This is a genomic window from Kamptonema sp. UHCC 0994, assembly GCF_029167235.1.
In the GTDB taxonomy this organism is placed as follows: Bacteria; Cyanobacteriota; Cyanobacteriia; order Cyanobacteriales; family Microcoleaceae; genus Kamptonema.
On sequence record NZ_JARFTR010000083.1, the window covers coordinates 1 to 19202 of the forward strand.

27 protein-coding genes are annotated in these 19202 nt (G+C 43.2%); 11 read left to right on the forward strand and 16 right to left on the reverse strand.

What is annotated here, in order from left to right:
- The 9 genes from PY364_RS28820 to PY364_RS08540 all read right to left on the reverse strand — a co-directional run.
- Positions 1-283 (reverse strand): hypothetical protein (locus tag PY364_RS28820; protein WP_343277565.1); only part of this gene is annotated, 283 nt, incomplete at its 3' end.
- Between the two features lie 5 nt (positions 284-288).
- Positions 289-756 (reverse strand): ASCH domain-containing protein, encoded by a 468-nt coding sequence (locus tag PY364_RS08505; protein ID WP_275521809.1) that lies wholly within the window; start codon positions 754-756, stop codon positions 289-291.
- 38 nt (positions 757-794) lie between these two features.
- Entirely contained in the window at positions 795-2444 is a 1650-nt protein-coding gene (locus tag PY364_RS08510) for an ATP-dependent helicase (protein WP_275521810.1), read from the reverse strand.
- A gap of 59 nt (positions 2445-2503) precedes the next feature.
- Positions 2504-3226 (reverse strand): hypothetical protein, encoded by a 723-nt coding sequence (locus PY364_RS08515; protein ID WP_275521811.1) that lies wholly within the window; start codon positions 3224-3226, stop codon positions 2504-2506.
- 162 nt (positions 3227-3388) lie between these two features.
- Positions 3389-3694: a hypothetical protein gene (locus PY364_RS08520; RefSeq protein ID WP_275521812.1), complete on the reverse strand. Its 306-nt coding sequence runs from the start codon at positions 3692-3694 to the stop codon at positions 3389-3391.
- 103 nt (positions 3695-3797) lie between these two features.
- Positions 3798-4016 carry a hypothetical protein gene (locus tag PY364_RS08525; RefSeq protein WP_275521813.1) on the reverse strand — a complete coding sequence of 73 codons (219 nt, stop codon included), beginning with the start codon at positions 4014-4016 and terminating at the stop codon, positions 3798-3800.
- 37 nt (positions 4017-4053) lie between these two features.
- Positions 4054-4335 carry a hypothetical protein gene (locus PY364_RS08530; protein ID WP_275521814.1) on the reverse strand — a complete coding sequence of 94 codons (282 nt, stop codon included), beginning with the start codon at positions 4333-4335 and terminating at the stop codon, positions 4054-4056.
- Complete coding sequence (locus tag PY364_RS08535) at positions 4332-4607, reverse strand: hypothetical protein (RefSeq protein WP_275521815.1); 276 nt, start codon at positions 4605-4607, stop codon at positions 4332-4334. The genes PY364_RS08530 and PY364_RS08535 overlap by 4 nt, the downstream gene beginning before the upstream one ends.
- Before the next feature lie 54 nt (positions 4608-4661).
- Positions 4662-5162 (reverse strand): hypothetical protein, encoded by a 501-nt coding sequence (locus PY364_RS08540; RefSeq protein ID WP_275521816.1) that lies wholly within the window; start codon positions 5160-5162, stop codon positions 4662-4664.
- Between the two features lie 525 nt (positions 5163-5687).
- Between PY364_RS08540 and PY364_RS08545 the strand changes: the two genes are divergently transcribed.
- The 10 genes from PY364_RS08545 to PY364_RS08590 all read left to right on the forward strand — a co-directional run bounded on the left by PY364_RS08545 (position 5688) and on the right by PY364_RS08590 (position 13091).
- Complete coding sequence (locus PY364_RS08545) at positions 5688-6029, forward strand: helix-turn-helix transcriptional regulator (RefSeq protein ID WP_275521817.1); 342 nt, start codon at positions 5688-5690, stop codon at positions 6027-6029.
- 54 nt (positions 6030-6083) lie between these two features.
- The gene (locus PY364_RS08550; protein WP_275521818.1) at positions 6084-6710 is read left to right on the forward strand and encodes a hypothetical protein; all 627 of its coding nucleotides are present in this window, start codon (positions 6084-6086) and stop codon (positions 6708-6710) included.
- Between the two features lie 25 nt (positions 6711-6735).
- Positions 6736-7368, forward strand: coding sequence for a Uma2 family endonuclease (locus PY364_RS08555; protein WP_275521819.1), 633 nt, complete (start codon positions 6736-6738; stop codon positions 7366-7368).
- A 67-nt stretch (positions 7369-7435) separates the two neighbouring features.
- Positions 7436-7825, forward strand: coding sequence for a hypothetical protein (locus PY364_RS08560; protein WP_275521820.1), 390 nt, complete (start codon positions 7436-7438; stop codon positions 7823-7825).
- Between the two features lie 130 nt (positions 7826-7955).
- Positions 7956-9290: a KilA-N domain-containing protein gene (locus tag PY364_RS08565; protein ID WP_275521821.1), complete on the forward strand. Its 1335-nt coding sequence runs from the start codon at positions 7956-7958 to the stop codon at positions 9288-9290.
- 215 nt (positions 9291-9505) lie between these two features.
- Positions 9506-10270, forward strand: coding sequence for a BRO family protein (locus tag PY364_RS08570; RefSeq protein WP_275521822.1), 765 nt, complete (start codon positions 9506-9508; stop codon positions 10268-10270).
- Positions 10271-10320: 50 nt separating this feature from the next.
- On the forward strand, positions 10321-10551 hold the full coding sequence (locus PY364_RS08575; protein ID WP_275521823.1) for a hypothetical protein: 231 nt from the start codon (positions 10321-10323) through the stop codon (positions 10549-10551).
- 166 nt (positions 10552-10717) lie between these two features.
- The gene (locus PY364_RS08580; RefSeq protein ID WP_275521824.1) at positions 10718-10942 is read left to right on the forward strand and encodes a hypothetical protein; all 225 of its coding nucleotides are present in this window, start codon (positions 10718-10720) and stop codon (positions 10940-10942) included.
- A gap of 1524 nt (positions 10943-12466) precedes the next feature.
- Positions 12467-12808, forward strand: coding sequence for a DUF3846 domain-containing protein (locus PY364_RS08585; RefSeq protein WP_275521825.1), 342 nt, complete (start codon positions 12467-12469; stop codon positions 12806-12808).
- A gap of 100 nt (positions 12809-12908) precedes the next feature.
- Positions 12909-13091, forward strand: coding sequence for a hypothetical protein (locus PY364_RS08590; RefSeq protein WP_275521826.1), 183 nt, complete (start codon positions 12909-12911; stop codon positions 13089-13091).
- Between the two features lie 16 nt (positions 13092-13107).
- Here PY364_RS08590 and PY364_RS08595 read toward each other — a convergent pair whose 3' ends face one another.
- The 5 genes from PY364_RS08595 to PY364_RS08615 form a co-directional block, all read right to left on the reverse strand.
- Complete coding sequence (locus PY364_RS08595) at positions 13108-13323, reverse strand: hypothetical protein (RefSeq protein ID WP_275521827.1); 216 nt, start codon at positions 13321-13323, stop codon at positions 13108-13110.
- 94 nt (positions 13324-13417) lie between these two features.
- Entirely contained in the window at positions 13418-15634 is a 2217-nt protein-coding gene (locus PY364_RS08600; protein WP_275521828.1) for a right-handed parallel beta-helix repeat-containing protein, read from the reverse strand.
- Between the two features lie 10 nt (positions 15635-15644).
- A complete protein-coding gene (locus PY364_RS08605) occupies positions 15645-15998 on the reverse strand; it encodes a hypothetical protein (protein ID WP_275521829.1) in 354 nt (117 codons plus the stop codon).
- Positions 15999-16068: 70 nt separating this feature from the next.
- The gene (locus tag PY364_RS08610) at positions 16069-16551 is read right to left on the reverse strand and encodes a hypothetical protein (RefSeq protein WP_275521830.1); all 483 of its coding nucleotides are present in this window, start codon (positions 16549-16551) and stop codon (positions 16069-16071) included.
- Positions 16552-16624: 73 nt separating this feature from the next.
- Entirely contained in the window at positions 16625-17854 is a 1230-nt protein-coding gene (locus PY364_RS08615) for a hypothetical protein (protein ID WP_275521831.1), read from the reverse strand.
- On the opposite strand from PY364_RS08615, the gene PY364_RS08620 reads away from it, so the two are divergent.
- Positions 17853-18737 carry a DNA adenine methylase gene (locus tag PY364_RS08620; protein WP_275521832.1) on the forward strand — a complete coding sequence of 295 codons (885 nt, stop codon included), beginning with the start codon at positions 17853-17855 and terminating at the stop codon, positions 18735-18737. The genes PY364_RS08615 and PY364_RS08620 overlap by 2 nt on opposite strands.
- Here the strand turns inward: PY364_RS08620 and PY364_RS08625 are convergent.
- Positions 18734-18958, reverse strand: coding sequence for a DUF433 domain-containing protein (locus PY364_RS08625; RefSeq protein WP_275521833.1), 225 nt, complete (start codon positions 18956-18958; stop codon positions 18734-18736). The two genes, PY364_RS08620 and PY364_RS08625, sit on opposite strands and share 4 nt — an antisense overlap.
- Complete coding sequence (locus PY364_RS08630) at positions 18958-19200, reverse strand: type II toxin-antitoxin system HicB family antitoxin (RefSeq protein WP_275521834.1); 243 nt, start codon at positions 19198-19200, stop codon at positions 18958-18960. Before PY364_RS08630 ends, PY364_RS08625 begins: the two co-directional genes overlap by 1 nt.
- Between the last annotated feature and the right edge of the window lie 2 nt (positions 19201-19202).

Consider the following 19202-nt stretch of genomic DNA (forward strand, 5'->3'; position numbering starts at 1 on the left):
TTAATAACAAATTAAAATTGTTAAAGCGTTGTGGATTTGGATTTAGAAACTTTAACAATTTTGAAATTAGAGCTTTGATTAGCTGGCATTTTCCTAATATTTTAGCATAGTAGGTACGAAAGAGCCGCTTTTCTGCCTCTGGCAAGTCGCTCCAAAGCCAGAAAGCCAGTCCTTCCATGAAGTCAGCGAGTTGTTCCGCTGACAATGGCTCTACCGCTGCTTTATCTTCGTCTTCGTTGCTCATGGTTTCCAAACAATCTTTATCATTTTGATTTTCCTTCATAAATTCTATTTCAACTGCTGATTGACATTGCCAATAACTTCGTCGTCGGGAATCCAAAATCTCTGATACCCCTTAGCAGGAATTGGGGCTAATTGCCTAATATTTTCGAGTTTCCAGGCGAATCTGCCGACTTGCCAATCCCCACATAAAAGCTCTACATTTGACTGAAGATGCTTGTTTACTGCTATGATTGGAGGTTTAGATAAATCCCCAATTACTTCCAAGCAATCCACTAAGTCTGCGATCGCAACAATCGCCCCCAGAGGCAGTTTAGTACAGGGGTCGGGAATCCCTCGGTTTCCTAATATATGGGCATCCCCCCAAATAGTAAGACCTTCCCTATCAATTGGTCGCTTGGCTGCATGAATTAACAGCTTTCCTCTGTAATTAGTGGCCCAGCAACGAGTTTCGTATCGCTTCAGTCCAAGGGCAATTAATGATGCCCAAGGTTGCCATAAAGTTATCGCTTTCATTGGTTTTAGTAGCGGTAGCGAACCGCCGACACGCTAATTCATAAATCATCAAATCGGGAATTTGAACTTAGTGCAGGGGCATGAATTAAATCCAGTAAGCTAGGCTGAATCCAAGAATCCTCAACCTCATCGGATTGCTGCGATTCTTCTTCAAGCCAATCAGGAGAACCAACGATGTAAAGCTCCGATTTAGAGCGAGTTAAGGCAACGTATAACAGGTTTTCTTCCTGCTGATACTGCCAGTTTTGTTGATTCCTCCAAACCATCGGCATATCCTCTGGCTTGATGATGAAAACTCTCTCGGCTTCTAAGCCTTTTGCCCGATGGCAAGTGCTTAAAATAATCGGTGAATCGCCATCCGAGAATAGGCTATCAATGTAATCTTCCAACTGAGAAATACTTCTCAGGGATGGCTGATAACTATAGATACACTGGAGGGCATCTAATTTATCAGTCAGATTCTCTAAAAGCTGTTCCTCATTATCTTTCCCTTTCCACAGCAACTCTTTAGCATTTTTGTACTGTTGCAGAGCCAGATTAAAATGGTAATAACTCTTGAATCCTGGCATTTTGGCGATTTCTTGTAAGTCGCCTTTCAACTGTGCTCCTATCGCTTTGCCTTTTACCGTCGCCGCAATTCCTTGACTAATTAGTTTGATACAAAGTGAAACTAAGGGTGCGGTTTTCCGAGAAATCACCATATCTCCCGTTCTCAATTTCTGCTTCAATTCGTTGGTAAAAATTGATTCAATTTTGCCATCAATCGCATTCTCAGACGCTTCAATTGCTATATTTGGAAACAACGATTTTACTAATTGAATATGAGATTTAGGGCAACGATAGCAGATTGATAATGGCAATTCAATCGGCTTTAAGCGCTCTACAATCTTCTCAAAAGAGCGGTCATCAGCTCCCGCAAAACCCATGATGGCTTGATTTTTGTCCCCAACTGCCAGAATGCGGCCTCTATCTCCAGCTAACATTAATGCTAATTCTAGTTGCGCTGCATTCAAATCTTGAGCCTCATCCACCAGCACTAAAGAATATGGTCTGACTGGAATTTGCCATTTCACCGGCAACCAAATTTGGTCGGTGAAATCGAAACTTTGACCGGACTTTGCCAGACTTTCACCTTTTCTTAATACTTGAGCAACTGCACTAGCTACTACTGAATACCCCCGAATATCTGATAGCTCAAAATGGTCGCACAAGTCTTCTATGACTTCAGCTATTGGCTCTTGATTTGTCAGGCGACATAAATCAAGAAGCTTAACAAACTCATCCTCTTTACCAATAGCTCCTTCACGCCTTAAATCCCCCATCATTCCACCCTTGCTTATCAGGCCTATATCCTGTGCAAGTAGTTTGTATTTGTTTGACTTGATTGCATTACGGGGGTCGTTAATTCTGATGGCTGATTTGATTAGCTGCCATCCGACGCTGTGTAGAGTGTTGATACTCGACTCCCATTCTCTGCCAAACTTCTTAATCAAATCAATCGAATTAGCTTTACCAAATACGATGATTTTGATATTGCTAGGCCTGTAGCCAATAGATTGCAATGCTTTAGCTACCAACAACAAAGTCGTACTTTTGCCTGAGCCGGCGACGGCATTAACGCAACAATGCCGTCCATTATTATTCTTAGCCCAATCTACAATTCTGTCTTGATAGATTGATGTTTTCACTTTATTTTCCTCTCTCAATTTCTTGGTAGCCGGGATATAAAAATCCCGGCTAATTGTTATCAAACTTTCGTTTTAGCTCTTGTCATTGCTGAAGAATCAACCTGCGGGGCGCTACTAGGATTTAGTGCCTTCATACATTCCTGCTGATTTTGTACCAAACGATTATCAGTACAGGAACCGGCACCCGCCATCTGAGCATCGTAAATCTGTTTTGCAGACTTTAATGCTGCAAATTCTAAATCGTTTACCGGGTCGCGATAGGTTGTTTCGAGAAAATGATAGGGGCCGTAATCGCTTTCGGCGGAAACCATCTCGAATCGAAAGATTTTGCTGAAATAAATCTCGCTGATTTTGGCTAACTCGAAATCGTTTGGGTCGCCCTCCATTCCGGCCGAAACCCAAGCATTAAAAGCATCCCGGCTGATATCCTCTAGTAAGCCCTTAAAGCTATCCTTCGATTGTCGGTGCATCAAAAAGGTTGATAGTTCTGAGGCTTTTTCGTGGAAGGCATCTTTCATCCCTCCGGCGACTGGAATACCCCAGATTTCTAGGAATTCTTCATTGAAATAGTGCGGTTTGAATGTCAAAATTTTTGTCTCTGTCCAACACAGCGCCATCTCGACAAAAGAGCCGCGAGTTAAGCCTGCTTTCTCTGCCTTGGCGACGTTCATGCCTCCCGTATCACCTGCTATGAATACACCCCAATCTTTAGAGCAATTAGCACGATATCGCGATACTCTGGTAGGAATGTTTACCGGGAATCCGTCGTTTGTGATAATCATAAATTCCTGTTCCGTTTTCTGTTCAGATTTGAGTTTTCCCCCGCCCTTTTTAGGCTTCTGCGGGAACTAAGCGCGATGTAAATCAATCGGAATTAAGAGCAAACCAACAAATCAAATCAATTGCAATTACATAGACTACAATCAATTGCAGCAAAGTAATTATTAAAAATAGTTGGGTCGCTGCTTGATTTTGGGTTCGATTTCTTGCTTCGCTTTCGCTTCGATTTCTTGGTACTCCCATACTTTCTCCTGATGAATACATTGATGGGACGGATTACGGGCGACGATATTTCTGTAGTAAAAGTCTTTGCAGTCGCACCCGCTTTCACAAACGCGGTGTACTTTCTGGTCTGAAGAGGATAAAGGGCTGTAAACCAGGTAATATTTCCCTGCTGGAATAACAGTAAGAGCTTGATACTTCTTTACTCTCTTAATGTCTCCAGCACTTACGATACTGGTAGTCTTCATTTGTCAAAATTCTGATAGGTTGTGTGTTCTTTCTCTGTGCAACCTTTATATTCTTATGGTAGCGAATCTACTTCAAAATGTCAAGGATTTGCACAGAGTTTTCTCAACTTATTTCAGATAAAACCTGCGAACAAAAATTCAGTAATTGGTGACGGGACTGCCCGTTCAAAGAATCAAAACAATCCCAATTCTCTTCAGAGAAATTATCCGCACAACTTTCTACGAAGTTGAGTAAAGAACAGCCTGGTTTTGTTTCTTGATGATGCAGATACAAACCGATATAGCTGATAGCAAGCAGTTTGTCAGCGGTATTTAATTTCATGGTTTTGCGGTGACAGGTGGAACTTTGGGAGCGCTGTTTAGGGCAGCATTACTCGGTTGGTAAACCAGGTGGGTTTAATCATGGGGAACAGTTCTCGATTGAACCGAAATCCCCAATGCTGAAATTGTGAGCGGCGGCCCCGAATCTCCACCAATACAATCTCATCCTCATAGCCTGAACTTCCGATTCCATCTGGAAACAGAACAATTGAATGAGCATCACCCCATCGAAAATGACCGCCCTTTGAGGGGACTTTAGTGATATGAGGATTCTCAATCAGGAATTGAAATGCCTCTCTTGCACTATGTACTTTCTTCATACTTCCTCCTCGTACTGAGGACACAAATCAAAACTCTCAAGAATTAACTTGCCGTCATCCAACCGAGCCATAAACAACCTTCCCTCTAGTGTTTTGCCGACAATCACTGGATTGTTATAGGCTTTCTCTATCTGTTCATACAGTCTACGACTCAACTTTGTCTTACAATCTTTAAGGTGCTTTTTCAACTCAATAAGTCTATCGGTAAGCTCCTCAATTTGCAGGGTTAACAGGTAAGCATCAAACAAGTCTCTGTCTTCTCTAACTTCCATATCCGTTCTCCAAATTAGGTGTTGTGCCGGGAATATTCCCGGCGTAATCTTTGCTTACAGTTCGTCAAAATTAGAGTCGTAGTCCGCCCGTAAAAAAGGGTATTTAGACTCTAATGGTTCCGGGTCTTCACACCCCACTAATTCATCTCCTTCGTACAGAAAATTGTCTGGATTTAAGTACCAATCTCGAAGCCACTCAGGATTCGATAAATTGGCTTTGTATTCCTCAATTTCTGCTAACAGCCAGTTGTCAGGATTGTTCGGTTCTAACCAAGCGCGATGGCGATTCTTCTCGAACTCAATCGCTGCAAACAGCTTGTCTAACTCCTCAAGTACCTTCATCTGCTCTTCTTTTAAAGAGTCAATCTCTTCTATCACTGCGTTAGCACTCAAGGTCATGGCTTCGATTTTCTCGTAACAATCCGTCCCTACTTCCCAATGTCCTCTCACTACGTCATTGGCAGTGGCAGAGTCAGTACAAATGTAACGATTTCCATCTAAATGTCTGGCAAAAGGACAAGTGGCGCAGTTTACAATTTCTAATTCGGTTTCCATTTCTATTTCCTGTTTGAAGTGATTAAGTGGGGGCTTTGAAGTGTTGACCCCCTATTCTTGACTGCTAGATTCCTAACAACAACGCTATTTGAACTCTTAGGTTTCAAATTCAGGTATCATTTGAGCAATCTCCTATCAGTTCAGTAGCAATTGTTGAGGGGAGGGGCGGTTCACACTTAGTTTTCCAGACAGGGGTGTGAACCGCTTTTTGATTGGGTTAGCCGAGGTGCTTTCTCAGGGCGGCATCGGCTGGTTAGAGGGTTTAAGCTTTGGGATTGCACTCCTGGCGGGTCTTTGGTTACTGAGGCCGCCAGCTCTCAGTGATTTGGGCGCTTTCCTTTTTGCTTATGTACTAATAGTAGTACATCTGTCAGTAGGTGTCAAGAGCGAAAAGGGTTGAGGGCTATGAGTGTTTGTGATACTACTATTAGTTGTGTATAAGCAGTCTTAATCTATTGGATGTACATCCTTTAGTTGACAACCAAGCGTAGTACACCCTATAATAGTGGTGTTAGTTTAAACATTATGCCTGTGATTATTTCAATCAGAAAGCTCAGAGAAAAGAAGGGTTTGTCTCAGAATGATTTGGCTCGGCTTACCGGCTACAGCCCCCAATTCATTCAAAAAATAGAGCAGCGAAAAGCCAAATCGTTAACCTTAGATGCGGCCGAGCGCTTCGTCACCGCACTAGATTGTGAGCCAGGTGAACTACTGCAATGGGAGCCACCTGAAGACAAGTTAAAAACGGCACTTTCCGGCAGCAACCAGGCCATTACAGAAGCTAAAGCACCAACTCAGTTCAAGCCAATAGAAATGGGTGTTCAACAGGAAGAGGGGGACATTCAGCGTGAACACGATTCTGCCTGAATCAACCTACCAACACTGCCATCCTTGCCGTTAGTAGTACAGGAGTAGCAAAACATGACCGAATCAGTCAGAGCTGTCAGGGCCACAGTACAAATAGGCTCCCTAACCGTCGATGGGTTTCAGTTACCCGATGGTGGCTATAGGATGTCGCTTACTCAGGCGGCGGAATGTGTGGGAAAACCAGCTAGAAGCACTTTCGATTTTTTGCGTTCAAAAGCCCTGAAAGGCTTACTGATAGAGGCGGGAAGCACTTTCGATTTTTTACCAGAAGATACTGTTGCAGCCCTAGCGACTAACACATACACTGTCGAAAAGTTTTTGGTAGATATTGGGGAGGAAGGAGGTCAGGGTCAGACTCGGATTACAGGAGTACCTCTTGAAATCGTTATTCTCTACTGGCACTGGGAATCATTTCGAGGGAACAAGCAAGCATTCTTCCTAGTTACAGGGTTAGCAACCGAAACCTTAGAACGCCGCTTTGATAGCGCCTTTGGCGTTACCCGCACGGAAGAAGAGCGTAATGCCCTACTCACTCAACGAGTACAACGGCTTGAGCGCGACCTCGAAATTTTGGGCAACGCTTACGCCACTGAAGATGAAATTCGCCGGGAACGCGATTACTTTGAGCGACTTCTGAGGGACAACGGCATTGAGCCTTATCAACCAAATCAGGAAGTCTAGTTGATGTCTAGCTGCATGAAACACCATGATTCAAACCATAGCCAAAACAGTCACGTTTGATGAGTTCGTTGCTTGGTATCCAGAAAATTCAGAACATCGCTACGAACTACACAACGGAGTAATTGTTGAAATGGCACAACCATTAGGAGACCACGAAGAAATTACTGGCTTTTTAGTAACAAAACTGGTTGTAGAGTACGAAAAACTTAAACTTCCTTATTTCATACCCAAGCAAGCGTTAGTCAGAGCACCCGCTAGAGAATCAGGATACTTGCCAGATATTCTGCTCTTAAATCGCCCTAACTTAGCGTCTGAAGCGCTTTGGAAAAAAACTTCAACTATTACTCAAGGTGATTCAATTCCTTTAGTAATTGAAGTAGTCAGCACGAATTGGCGTGATGATTACTTGGCTAAAATTGCTGATTATGAAGAGATGGGCATTCCTGAATATTGGATTGTAGACTATCTCGGCTTAGGCGGCAGACGATTTATTGGCAATCCCAAACAACCCACTCTCTCCGTTTACCAACTCGTAGACGGGGAGTATCAGGTCACACAGTTTAGAGGCGATGACCGGATTGAATCGGCTGCATTTCCTGAATTGCAACTAACGGCAGAACAGATTTTTCGCGCTGGCTTACCCCAAACGGTTGATTGAAAAATTGCGGCTATCTGCGTTTTTCAAGGCAAAACCGAATTTCCCAAATACCAGGAGTGACAAAACCATGCGGAAATACATTATTTTCAAAGCCGAATCCATGTCAGCGTCAGGATGGGAAAGTAGAATGCTTGCCCACACCCAAGCTATCACTGACATTTTGTGCGAGCACTACGATTCATCCGACAGCCCTCTGCCTCAACTGGGAGACAGACCACTTGAGTTTCATAGCATCGAGGGATTCAGCGACCCACAGTTTCCTGATGCCGATACTCACTACCGAGCCGGTGATTGGGAAGTAACTGCGGTTGAAGAGTATCCAGCGAACGCGAACCAAAGCAGGTTTGACGTACTGGTTATCTGTTACTGCAAATATGCCCCCATTAAAACCGCCCTCATCCCAGCACCTAAAATCACAGCGGCAACCAGAGAGGAGCAAATTCTAGCACCCGCTTAGTTCAACTGCTCTGCGCTCCACAGTCACAAAGCAAGAGGGAAGAAATTCCCAAAGTTCAAATTAAAATGCCCCCGCGTGTTATCGCACCGGGAGCGTGGTCACTTTCACCCAATTTAACCAGGCAAGTAACATGAACAATATTATCAAATCTTGGAACGGTCGGACAATTCGCATTCGCAGCGATCGCTATGTCTCCTTGACTGACATGGCACAAGCGTCGAGCAAAAACGTTAACGATTTCCTTCGTTTGGATAAGACGAAATCTTATCTAAACACTCTTTCTAGCAAAACGGGTTATCCCGTGATGGCGCAAGAACAAGGCTTTCAGGCTTTAGTTGAAGTCAAGAAAGGAGGAGCCACCCCTTCGGAAACTGGCACTTGGGGGCATCCAAAAGTATCTATCCGCTTTGCCCAATGGTGTAGTGACGAGTTTGCTGTTCAGGTAGATATTTGGATTGATGAACTGCTAACCACAGGTCGCGTTGAGTTGCCAACCAACACCCCCGCCCCCAAAAATTGCACTTCCCCTGCCCCCCAATTCATCGCACGAAAGCTCAACGGTTTCGTTGTAGAGCAGCGGATTGCCGATGGGTACATAAATGCAACAGCCCTTTCTTACGCTTATCAGCAGCTTCCAGGAAAACGGCGAGAAGTGCAGAACTGGCTGAAAAACAAAGCAACTCAAGAATTGATGGAACAAATCAGCGCTCCCCTTTTCCTTCCCCCCATAGCCTTGTATCAAATCACCAATGGAAACGTCTGGTTACATCCCAACTTAGTAGTTAATTTCGCTTTTTGGACAAGCGAAGAAATCGGCCCTATTGTCGAGAAATGGGTGAAAGAATGGAACTCAAAGCTAGTTCCCAATCAGCCAACTAATCAACAATTGGGGATACAGATAGCAGACAGTTTCAGTCGAATCCAAACCCTACAAATCACCTTAGACTCGTTGTGGGAAACAGTAGAGAATTTGAGGGAGTCAACCGTAGAAAAGCTGTTGCAAAGAATGGAGGGATTAGAGAAAGCAACGATTGAAGTAGAAAGTCAGACAGTGCAAGAAATCGGAGGATTGCAACTAAAAGTAGAGAGTTTGTCAGAAAAAATCAGCCATCAATGGGGACAAACAGAAGGGTTTGCAGAAATGATGAAACGAGTGGAGAAACTATTAGAAGAAAAATCCTCTACGCCTTCTACCACACCTTCTGTGACAGTCAACGTATCAACAATATCCGCACTTCCCTCTTTAGATGCCCGTCAAGTAATCCGGCAATTAATCAATGATTATTCAGCCCGAACAGGAATAGGACAAATGCAGCTATGGCAAAAGTTGTATCGGGAGTTTTCTCGCCGATATCACGTTTGTATCGACCAATGCCAGAATAAGAAACAGTCCAAATTAGAAGTAGCAGAAGGAATGGGAATGATACGAGAATTGTATGCGATGGCGGCGGAAATGTTCGCCTAGATTTGTAGGAGGGGGACTTTCAAATCAGTCCCCCTTTTTTTGGATAGAAAACTGTCTAAATCAAAGAGAAATTAGTTGCGATAAATATTGTCATCGATTATAATAAGTTAACCGATTAATATTTGCAGAAAAATAGTGCAATGAAGTCGGTCACAAAAAAATTATTGCCCCTGAACGCACAAACGACAGGGGCAAAGTAAACCTTATTAGGTAACATGATGAACAGTTTAACAGTTTTTCAGTTCGAGAGTCAAGAAGTCCGTATCGTAGAGATTGATAATGAACCTTGGTTTGTGGTCAAGGATGTCGCGGCTATTTTAGGGTACACAGAGCCAGCGCGGATGCTTCAGTTGGTTGATGATGAGGATAAGCAAACCATAAATCCTCAAAAATTGGAATCGACCAAAATGGTCGAAACCTTTGGTATCAACACTTTCAGGGTTTCTCTTATTAACGAGTCCGGTTTATACGGCTGCATTTTTGGGTCAACTAAGCAGCAAGCTAAACAGTTCAAAAAGTGGGTAACGTCGGAGGTGTTACCAGCCATCCGCAAAACGGGTGGTTACTCAGTACCGAGCAGTTCTCCAGCCCCATCAACTCAGATGGAACTGTTGGCAGCGATCGCGCAACAAATGGTAGAGCAAGAACGGCAAATCAAACAGCAAGGACAAATTTTAGCTCAATTGGTTGCAGAAAAAGAGCAAGCAGAAGAAGAGTTGGCTTCTCTCCCTCTATCTAACGAACCGGCCGCCGGAATCCCAACAAGGGGGCGGATAAACATGATTGTCCGCAACAACGCCCAACGAACTAAAATCGCCTATCAAGCGATTTGGAGCAAGCTCTACTTAGAACTGTACTATCGGTACAAATTTGATGTGAAAGCCCGGTGTCGGAATAGTGGACGCAAACCGCTCGAACAAATAGAAGCGGATGGGATGTTAGAGGCTCTGTATGCGATCGCATCCGAAGTTTTAATCTAATCTCAATTGTAACCAGAACATAGACAATCAAAAGCCAAAGGAGTTGAGTAATGAGTAGCATAAAGTTAGTAGTGATAATTGACGACAAAGTATCTGGTGTTCCAAATAATAGCGAAGAGTTTGAACGATTATTTCATGCGGATTTTGACAAATATCTAGCGGTTGTGACATTCCGTAACGGTGTTGTAAAGTCCATTGAAAAAAAACATTGCTACGCATTTGAACATTTGCTACCAGATAACAATTTCTTGATTAAATTAGCTTCTGAAGTATTGAGATAGCCACATTTACTTATCTCAAAGACTGAGTATGCAGATAAAAAGTTCAGCGAGTTTGGGCTTCTTAAACTATAGTTTTGGTGTAGAAATTGGGTTCAATGCAAGCTAAATCCACAGTTAAAAAAAGGAGGTTTCCCGCCTCCTTTTACTATTAATTAAAACCCTTTCTATGTCTAATAAAGAATTGCATCCTCAAACTGTTCAAAATGCTCTTAATGCCCTCGACAATAGTCATACAGATATCCATAGAGCGATTCAAGCATTGAAAGAAGAAAGAGTGGTAGAGAGTAAGAGATTAGCGGCTGCTGCTATCAGTAATGCACTTTCAATGGGACAATTACCATTTCAAGTCTCGCGATACTGTACGCATAACGTTTATGAGCGGTTGGACTGATATGGGTGCATCGAAACCCGTATCACTGTCTGTCCACCTTTTCAATATAACTTGTTTCTGGCTATATTTACGGGGGTTTTAAGACTAAAAACAATCAGTAAAACTAATTAATTATCTTTTGAGCCTCTTCCCCAGACAATTTCTCAATTTTGAACTCAATTGTGCGGTGACACATTTTTTGACCACTGCGGTGACGGGTCAGGATGTAGGCTGTGTAAGCGGTTCCAAGAAGTTGACCGATAAAACCTTATACCGCTGTGAATTTTTGCTCTCTTTTTAGCATCCTTCTAACAAGGAAGAGATTGTTTACGAATTTTCCCTCTTCTTCCTCTTTCCATTTTTCACAGCGAATAGAGGTTTTATCAGTCACCTTGGCTAGAGAGTTTACACACTATAGATTCTGACCCGTCACCGAATCATTAACCAATCAGTCACCAGTTGAAATTTTATCCTTGGCGGATATTCTCTACGTATTTGCTTTGGCCCGATACCAGACGAATCTAAGTATTACAAAGCAGGGCGACTTATAACAATAACTAATCTTTCCCCCCTGATTGAGACACAAAAAAGCCCCATAATGCGGGGCTATCGGCGGCGGCCGTTTTTTATAAGAAAATACCCTGAAAACCCTGTGACTTTACTCCAGGGATGAAAGGGCTAGCGCGAATTTATCCTGCCCACTCGTCTTGACAAACTGATTTAGGCTTGTTATTTTAGGGCAACGAACGAAGGTTGGTGAAAAACCCGACAGTCGCAAACCGTAAGTAAAACAAGTAGTCACAGACTCTACAATAGAGCGAGTGAGTAGTGGGTCATTGACTAACCCTTTAAGAATCAAACTTTGGCGGGATTCATCCCCCAAAATTTGTCAGAGCAGAATCCCCGTGTCTTTAGACCGGGGAGTGTCAATAATAATTGTTTGGGCCTGTCAAGCCACTGTCAAACCGCCACTAACCAACCATTCAACACAGCGGATAATTATGTCACCATGACACGGCAACGGATGACACCAACAAGTTAATATCACCTCACTTGTCTTGGTGCGATCGCAAATCATCAGCAAAGTTTCTACAGTGGGATTCGATTTACCTGTTGATTGCCAAGATTGAATTTGCGACCAAAGCCACTGGCGATAAAGTTCAATTACTTGGTCTCGGTCGCCATCCTTTCCAATTGTAAACGGATTAGCTAATGGGCTGTTTTCTAAGATGTATCCAGTACCTCAGAACCGATTGAAACTACCGCTACCACCGTTGACGAGGATGAGGAGTCAGCGGAAAGCACTACAGTAGTTGGCTTCTTTCATCCAGATGTTGTTGATGTTTCAAGCCTTGACGTTCCCGAAAATTTGACCGAGACTGAGGCGGCTCCCGTCGAGAATGGGAAGTACCCACACAGCGACTTGTTACCGGACGCTTGGGCCGCTGAGCCAGCGAAGGTTGGGTAATTGGTAATTAGTAATCGAATCGGCAAGTAAACAGTTAGTCGCGTAATTGGCGGGTCGCTCCGCCGCTTAATTAAATCATGCTCTATGCTCTTATCAATTCCAATGGTATCGAAGCTAAAAAGTCTGAACAAATGCTAACTCTTAAGGAAATGCAGCAGTTAGTTGGCATTCAAGGTGAATCAGCTTATATTGAGGCGGTTTACAATCAATTCACAGACCCAACAATAGTGTTGCTTTGTGATGACGAATTTCTACTCAAAGGATTTTCACCCACTTGTAAGACTAAGGCGGGGCTAACACTTCACGGTCAAGTCTTGGTACTTTCTACTACGGACTCAGATTTCTGTTTGCTAACAGAGGAGCAATTTGCAATTTTAAAGGCAGCTTTACTATTGAATGAAGAAAACACAACAGCCTAATTGAACGGGGGTCGCGCATCCGACACAACGCGAGAGCGATTGGTTTAATAATCTCAGCTCAGTCCCACTAGACCCACTAGGAGCATTGAAAGGAGGAAAAATGATTGCAACAAAGGCAAAGCAACTGCAAAAAATTCTTGAGGAAAATGGAAAGCTTTACTCACTGGAACAAATAGAAAAAGCTTTAGAACACTGGTTAGAAATTGCTTCAGAAACTATTCTTCAAGACGCTGAAGACTGGATATGGGGAGGGCTCTCAAGGTGCAGAAGTATGGGGCGATGACGACTTTCTGGATTAATCACTCGCTACTAGCTATTAAATCCCAGCCTTGAGCTTTTAATTTCTGAAATGTTGCCCATCCTTTAGAACCCCCAGGTTCGAGGTAATCCGGCACAGCGAATTGCCCAAAAGCTGTATAGGGCCGCCAAGGTTGATTAGGCGCTGTCCGCAAGTGTAAGATTTTTTCCTGGTTTTCGCTTCCCATACGGGATAGCCAGCACATTTGTTTTAACATTAGCAAATTCCTTTAAAAATCCAACAGATTCTATTTGGTGCATGAGTTTAATGGCAACTTGCAATAGTTTCTAAGTTGCCTAAACTCATGCTGGTTAAACCAAACTAACTGCCATTTGATATTTGCCGACAGCCACCTGATAGATGTAAACTGCTATTTGGTATTTGCCAGTAGTTGGGCGACTTGACCAAGGAACTGCTGTTCTAGTTCGGGCTGGTACTGTTGTTGGCACTGTTATCACCCCAATTTTCACCCATTCATCAGTGCCAATAGAAGCAAAAATCTCGGACAAGAGAGTTGAATTAAAGGGTACAGGTACATTGTTTAAATCGCTCGACGCTATACCTGTACTAATGCGAATGGAGAAATTGTCTCCCGGTTTACGTCCCGTTGGTAAGTTAGAGAGCGCGATTTTTGCGGTGCTACCAACAACAGTACCAGTCGCTTTAATTTGCGGCAAATCTTTTTGCCTTAACAGGGCCCCAACAATTGGGAAACCGCCCTCCCAAGCTCCGATATCTGGTGGATTAGTAGATGTGATACCTGCGATCGCAACCCCCGCATTTTTTAGGGGTGAATCGGGCTTCAATGAATAATCCGAGTTAAATTTTGGTTCGGTTGCTAGCAAGTTATTTGGAGGCAAACCGTCGCTAGGAGCTTCTTTAAAAGCATTTCGAGAGAATTCAATATCGGGATGGAATTGAGTGTTGGCGGCTCGTTTCTGGGCGTAGTTATTGATGAATTTACAACCAGGTAATTTCCCTCCCCACGATTCAGGAACCCAGTAAATTCCTGATTCACTATCGAAAGTATTGGAATAGAAAAGCATATTTTCTATTCCATTGTTTGCCACTAATGAAACGCTAGAGCTAGTTGTTTTACATACAATATTATGGTCAAACACAATCCCGGATGTTTCTGAATCAAAATAAATTCCAGAACTACCGTAAAACTCTTTTGCCCCATCCGCAGAAGCCATTCCATCATGGATGAAATTGTGAGAAACTGAAGAATGGCCACCGATACACCCTTTTGAGATTAGCAGCACCCCCTCATCGGTGTACATTTGGCCCGAATGACCCAAATCGTTATTCTTCACCTGAGAACCGGAGCAATCTTGATAAAGTCTCAAGCATGGGCCAGGACAATTCAATACTGTATTTTGAATAAACCTCGAATTGCGTCCAGCAAAGTTGACGCTCATGCAGTTAATTACTACACAATTTTCGACGGTCAGATTGCTTTGATTGTTGGCTGATATTGCAGGCCCAATAGAATCAAAAAAATCACAATTCTCAATATGAAAGTTGTTCCCGCTCACAGCGATCGCGGGTTTAAACCAACTCCAAGTAGTATCAAAATATAGCCGATGGGTGTAGTGTTTGAAACTGCAATCTCTAAAACTAAACCCCGATACATTGGGGGTATGAACTGTTGCCCCTACAAAATCTACACCCTTGAAATGATAGTTATCTCTCGACCAAAAATCGAAAAGTTTATCGTCTTTCTTCGCATCGATAATTGCATTATTAGGACTCTCACCATTGGGTAGCCAAACATAAACATATTTTGATACGGGGTCACGCCACCAACTCCCAGGATAGGCTAGAAATTCCTGCTTGCCAAATAGAAAATATAGGCTACGACTATCTGGCTGATAGAAAGACTCATCTCCTGGCGACTTGGCCGTGAAAGTAAGTGTTTTCCCTGCGTTATCTATCACCGTTCCTGAGAGCAGAGTCCACCGCGCCCCCGCTAAAATCGTAATCCGACTTCCCACTAAGGAGCCAGGAGTCCAATTCAATAAGTCCGCATCCTCAATTTGCCCCGTTACTGGTGAGTGCTGCACGCTAGCATCGGAAATCCATCGACCGCTATCGACTGCCGCCCACCCATCGCCAGACTGAGGATACTCGTCGATGTTTGCTGGTGGCCATTGCGCTTCATTCAATACTTTCCCATTGCAAATCAGAAAGTCTTCGCCTGCGATCGCTGATTCCCCACACATTGTGAATGGCATTGGGGCACGGTAAATCGCTTTTCCATTCGTTAAATCGTAAGGCTCCCATCCTGTTAATTCTGACAATGCTGAAAGGACAACTTTCTCCCCTTGATATGCCTCAATAGAAATAGGCTTGGATGCTGTTGCATTACCAGGAAACCACCCCGCATTACCTCGGTAAGTTCCCCCTCGTATAATCAATTTATCACCAGAACCGACCTTATTTAACCCTTTATTGATAGTTTTAAAAGGTGAGTTCAACCCGCCATTATTTGAGTCGCTGCCCGTCTTAGAAACGAAATAATCCATAAAACCTCATTTAGTAAATTTGTATTGATGGTTGCTGATAGCGCCACGTAATCTCAGTGGATTTGTCAATTTCGCGCTTTAAACTCTCCACAACTTCTGCGTAATTCGTGCCTTTTTTGTAATACATCCCTGAAGGAATAAATGTTTTCCTGCTTTCGTAAGGAGATGCGACGGATATCTCTGCGTACAGACCTTCTTTTAAACATTTTGTTGGCACAAGCACCTCAAATATCAAGATTAGAAAGTTCTTGTACGGAAACGTGCTCAAGGCGTAGTCGGTCAAACTATGCCTGAGCAAAACTCGACTCAAAAAACTTTCTACGCTCCCACACCATTTAAAATCAGAAGGAATTAAGCTTGTCATAGTAAGCGTATTGATACATATAATGATTTTAAAATGAGCGACAACAAATGTAAACGAAACCTTTTAACTCTTAACTCTCCCCTTTAACGATAGCTATTGTTGCCCTTCGGAATTCCTCAATCATTATAGACAATCTTTCTGCCTGCTTGTCGTCAATAATTTCTTCGTTCAATAGCCAATTTATTTGTCTATCTATCGGCTCTGAGCCAATAATGAATTTCAATAGAGAATCACTAGGAGGCTTGATTTTTTTGACTTCCCTAGTCTTTGATGTAACTACTATTTTTTCACCGTCATCTTTGGTTATAGTTTCGTTGATAACAACTGTTTCTTGATTTCCATGTTCTATCTGTTTGGCTATAATAGAAAAGGCTTGGGTTCTAGTATTAGCTTTAATTGCTAACTGATTTCTTGCCCACTGTTCTATAAATTCACTGATAGATAAACTGGCAGATTCTGCGACTCTTCTTAGGATTCCCCAGGCCTCGTCAGTCAAGGTAATCATGTGATTATTTTTTTCGGTATCTCTACATTTGGAGCGGTGGCGTTTCATTTTGGAGCATTAACGTTTGTTGAGATTATCTTAACATAGGCAAAAAGTTGTTTAACAAACGCTGAATAGACGGTTAGGGAAAGAGTTGTTTGTAACTTTTCCCACAGACGAAAAAAGGTTGATTAGGAGCGCTTAAATGGGAATAAAAAGTTTCGTGAACAACTACAGCGCGAGGGTCAATCTTAAAATTAATGTCGTCAAAAATAACTGTGTCAGGATTATAAGGTGAACGCTCTCCACCATACCGAAGTGCTAAAGGGACTGCGTACAAATCCACCAATTCCCATAACTGAACCCGCAAAAAATGAGTCCAATCATCTGAACCTGAATAAGTCACTGGCAAGCAAACCCAAAAGGGGATGTAAGGTTCGATTACGACATCGTAGGGGATGCCTTCTTGACCGGAATCAGGTACGCATCCTGGTATCACTTTCACGTCGGGGAGATTGAATCCGTCAGGACTTTGAATGATGAGGCGAAAGAGGTCAGCCCACCAGTTAAACGGGTCAGCCCAAAAGCCATCACCGTCGCCGCGATCGCTGACGAACTTTTCAAAGATGTGGCGGGAGCGATCGTAAGCCCACGAAAACACGGGGTCATCGGGTAGGGATTTCCCGGCGTAGAAGTAGCAGTAACAGATACGGACGTTGTTGTAAGCCGAGGCGTAAAGGTGAACCAGGCGCTCAACTAACTCCCACGCCGCCCCATTGCGCTCAACCTCATATTCCAGCCGAATGTAGTGAGCGGGGTTGTCTGGTTCGTTGGCTGTTTCAGGGGGGAACGTAGCCGCAGGGTCTAACTCTGACTGTCCCCCGTCTGGATAGAAAAATCTAGGCGTGTACATTCCCTCACCCGGTGGCGTGGGACAAGTCTTGATTTTAAAGGCCTTGAGAATCCAATCCAGTATTTTGACAGTGCCACGATTCTCCCAAATTTTCACACCTTTAAGGGCATTGCAAATCAGCGTTCGCTTAATTTCTGACTCCCAATTCACATCCCAGTATGGCCCCGTAAATCCCAACAAATTAACAGCTATCCAGTCCAAAGCTTCGGGTTTTGCTGTTTCACATAATAGATAATCGCGAGGGAAATTTAATAGTAATTCCTTATAATCGCACAGGATTTCATCGACAGGTCGCGTCACAACGCACGTCGGTTCTTTCGTCTCTAGCGCTTCCGACAATCTGTCAAAACCACGATATTTTTCCGCATAAGTTGGGAGCCTGGAATAGATTGGTGAACAAACTATTTCCTCCGGCTTTCCCCAAGGATAAAATGGGTCTATTGTATCGGCTTGTGTCATGATTACTCCAACCCCTCCCTTTCCTTATTTTGGCGGCAAATACCCAATTTCTAGCACAATTTGGCGTTACTTTGGTGATGTTTCTCATTATATTGAGCCTTTCGCTGGCTCCCTTGGAGTTCTGTTAGGTCGCCCCCACTCCCACTCACAAATAATCGAAACTGTCAACGATAAAAATTGCCTAATAGCTAATTTTTGGAGGGCGTTGCAGTCGGACTGTGATGGCGTAGCCCAATGGGCAAACAGTCCGATTAATGAAGCTGATTTGTTGGCTAGGCACGGCTGGATTGCTTCTCAAGTAGAGGCTCTGAGAGAGAACATTATTAGTAATCCCCATTATTTTGATATCAAAATAGCTGGCTGGTGGGTGTGGGGGCAAGCGCTTTGGTTAGGTGATGGTTGGTGCAGTGCTAAAATCTCCAAGCGCCAGATGCCCTCTATTTCTACGAACAAAGGCATTTTCAAGAACGAATCAAGTCGAGATATAGTTGATTATTTAAATCGTCTGTCCAACAGAATTAAAAAAGTTAGAGTTTGTTGCGGGGACTGGCAAAGAGTTCTGTCACCGGCAGTTATCGGTACATCAAAAGATATAGGAATTTTCTTAGACCCTCCCTACAAAGGAACAGAGAAAGTCTATGGCGAAGTGAGTGTGGGAGTATCTCAAGAAGTATTTGAATGGGCGATTGAACGCAGTTCATTTCCGAACCTCAAAATTGCTGTTTGCGGATTGAATGGGGATTACGATTTCCCGAAAGATTGGATAGAAATACCTTGGAAGTCTAGTGGCGGTTTTCGCAGTTCAAACAATCTTTCTCGCTTGAAGGAGCGGATATGGTTTTCCCCTAATTGCGGGGATATTCAGTTATCGTTATTTGCTTAAACAACTGTTTCAAAATCTGACAAATCACGGGCATAATCCAGACAAGCATCTATCTGTTCTTTGACTAAATCGGGAAACTCGTTCATAATTTGTTCGACAGTATTATTTGATGCTAAATAACCTAAAATGAGACTAACGGGAATTCTAGTTCCCTTGATTCTTGGTTTACCTCGCAGTACATCGGGGGTACTAACGATATGTTCTCTCCAGTTTACAGACATTAGGCAACTTCTTTGGTAATTGTAAGGTCGATGTTATCAATAACTGGTAAAGGAAGATTCAGGGTGAGACTAACTAAAATCCAGTCTTCTAATACCTCTTGCAATTCTTCACGGGCAACTTCGAGAGTTACAGCATTTGCATAGACTCCCTCGCAGACAGGAATCTCTCCATAGAAAGTCCCATCAGGGAAAATTTCATACTTAGCCGACTTCATGGCAGTTTGGACGTATTTAGTTAGCATTT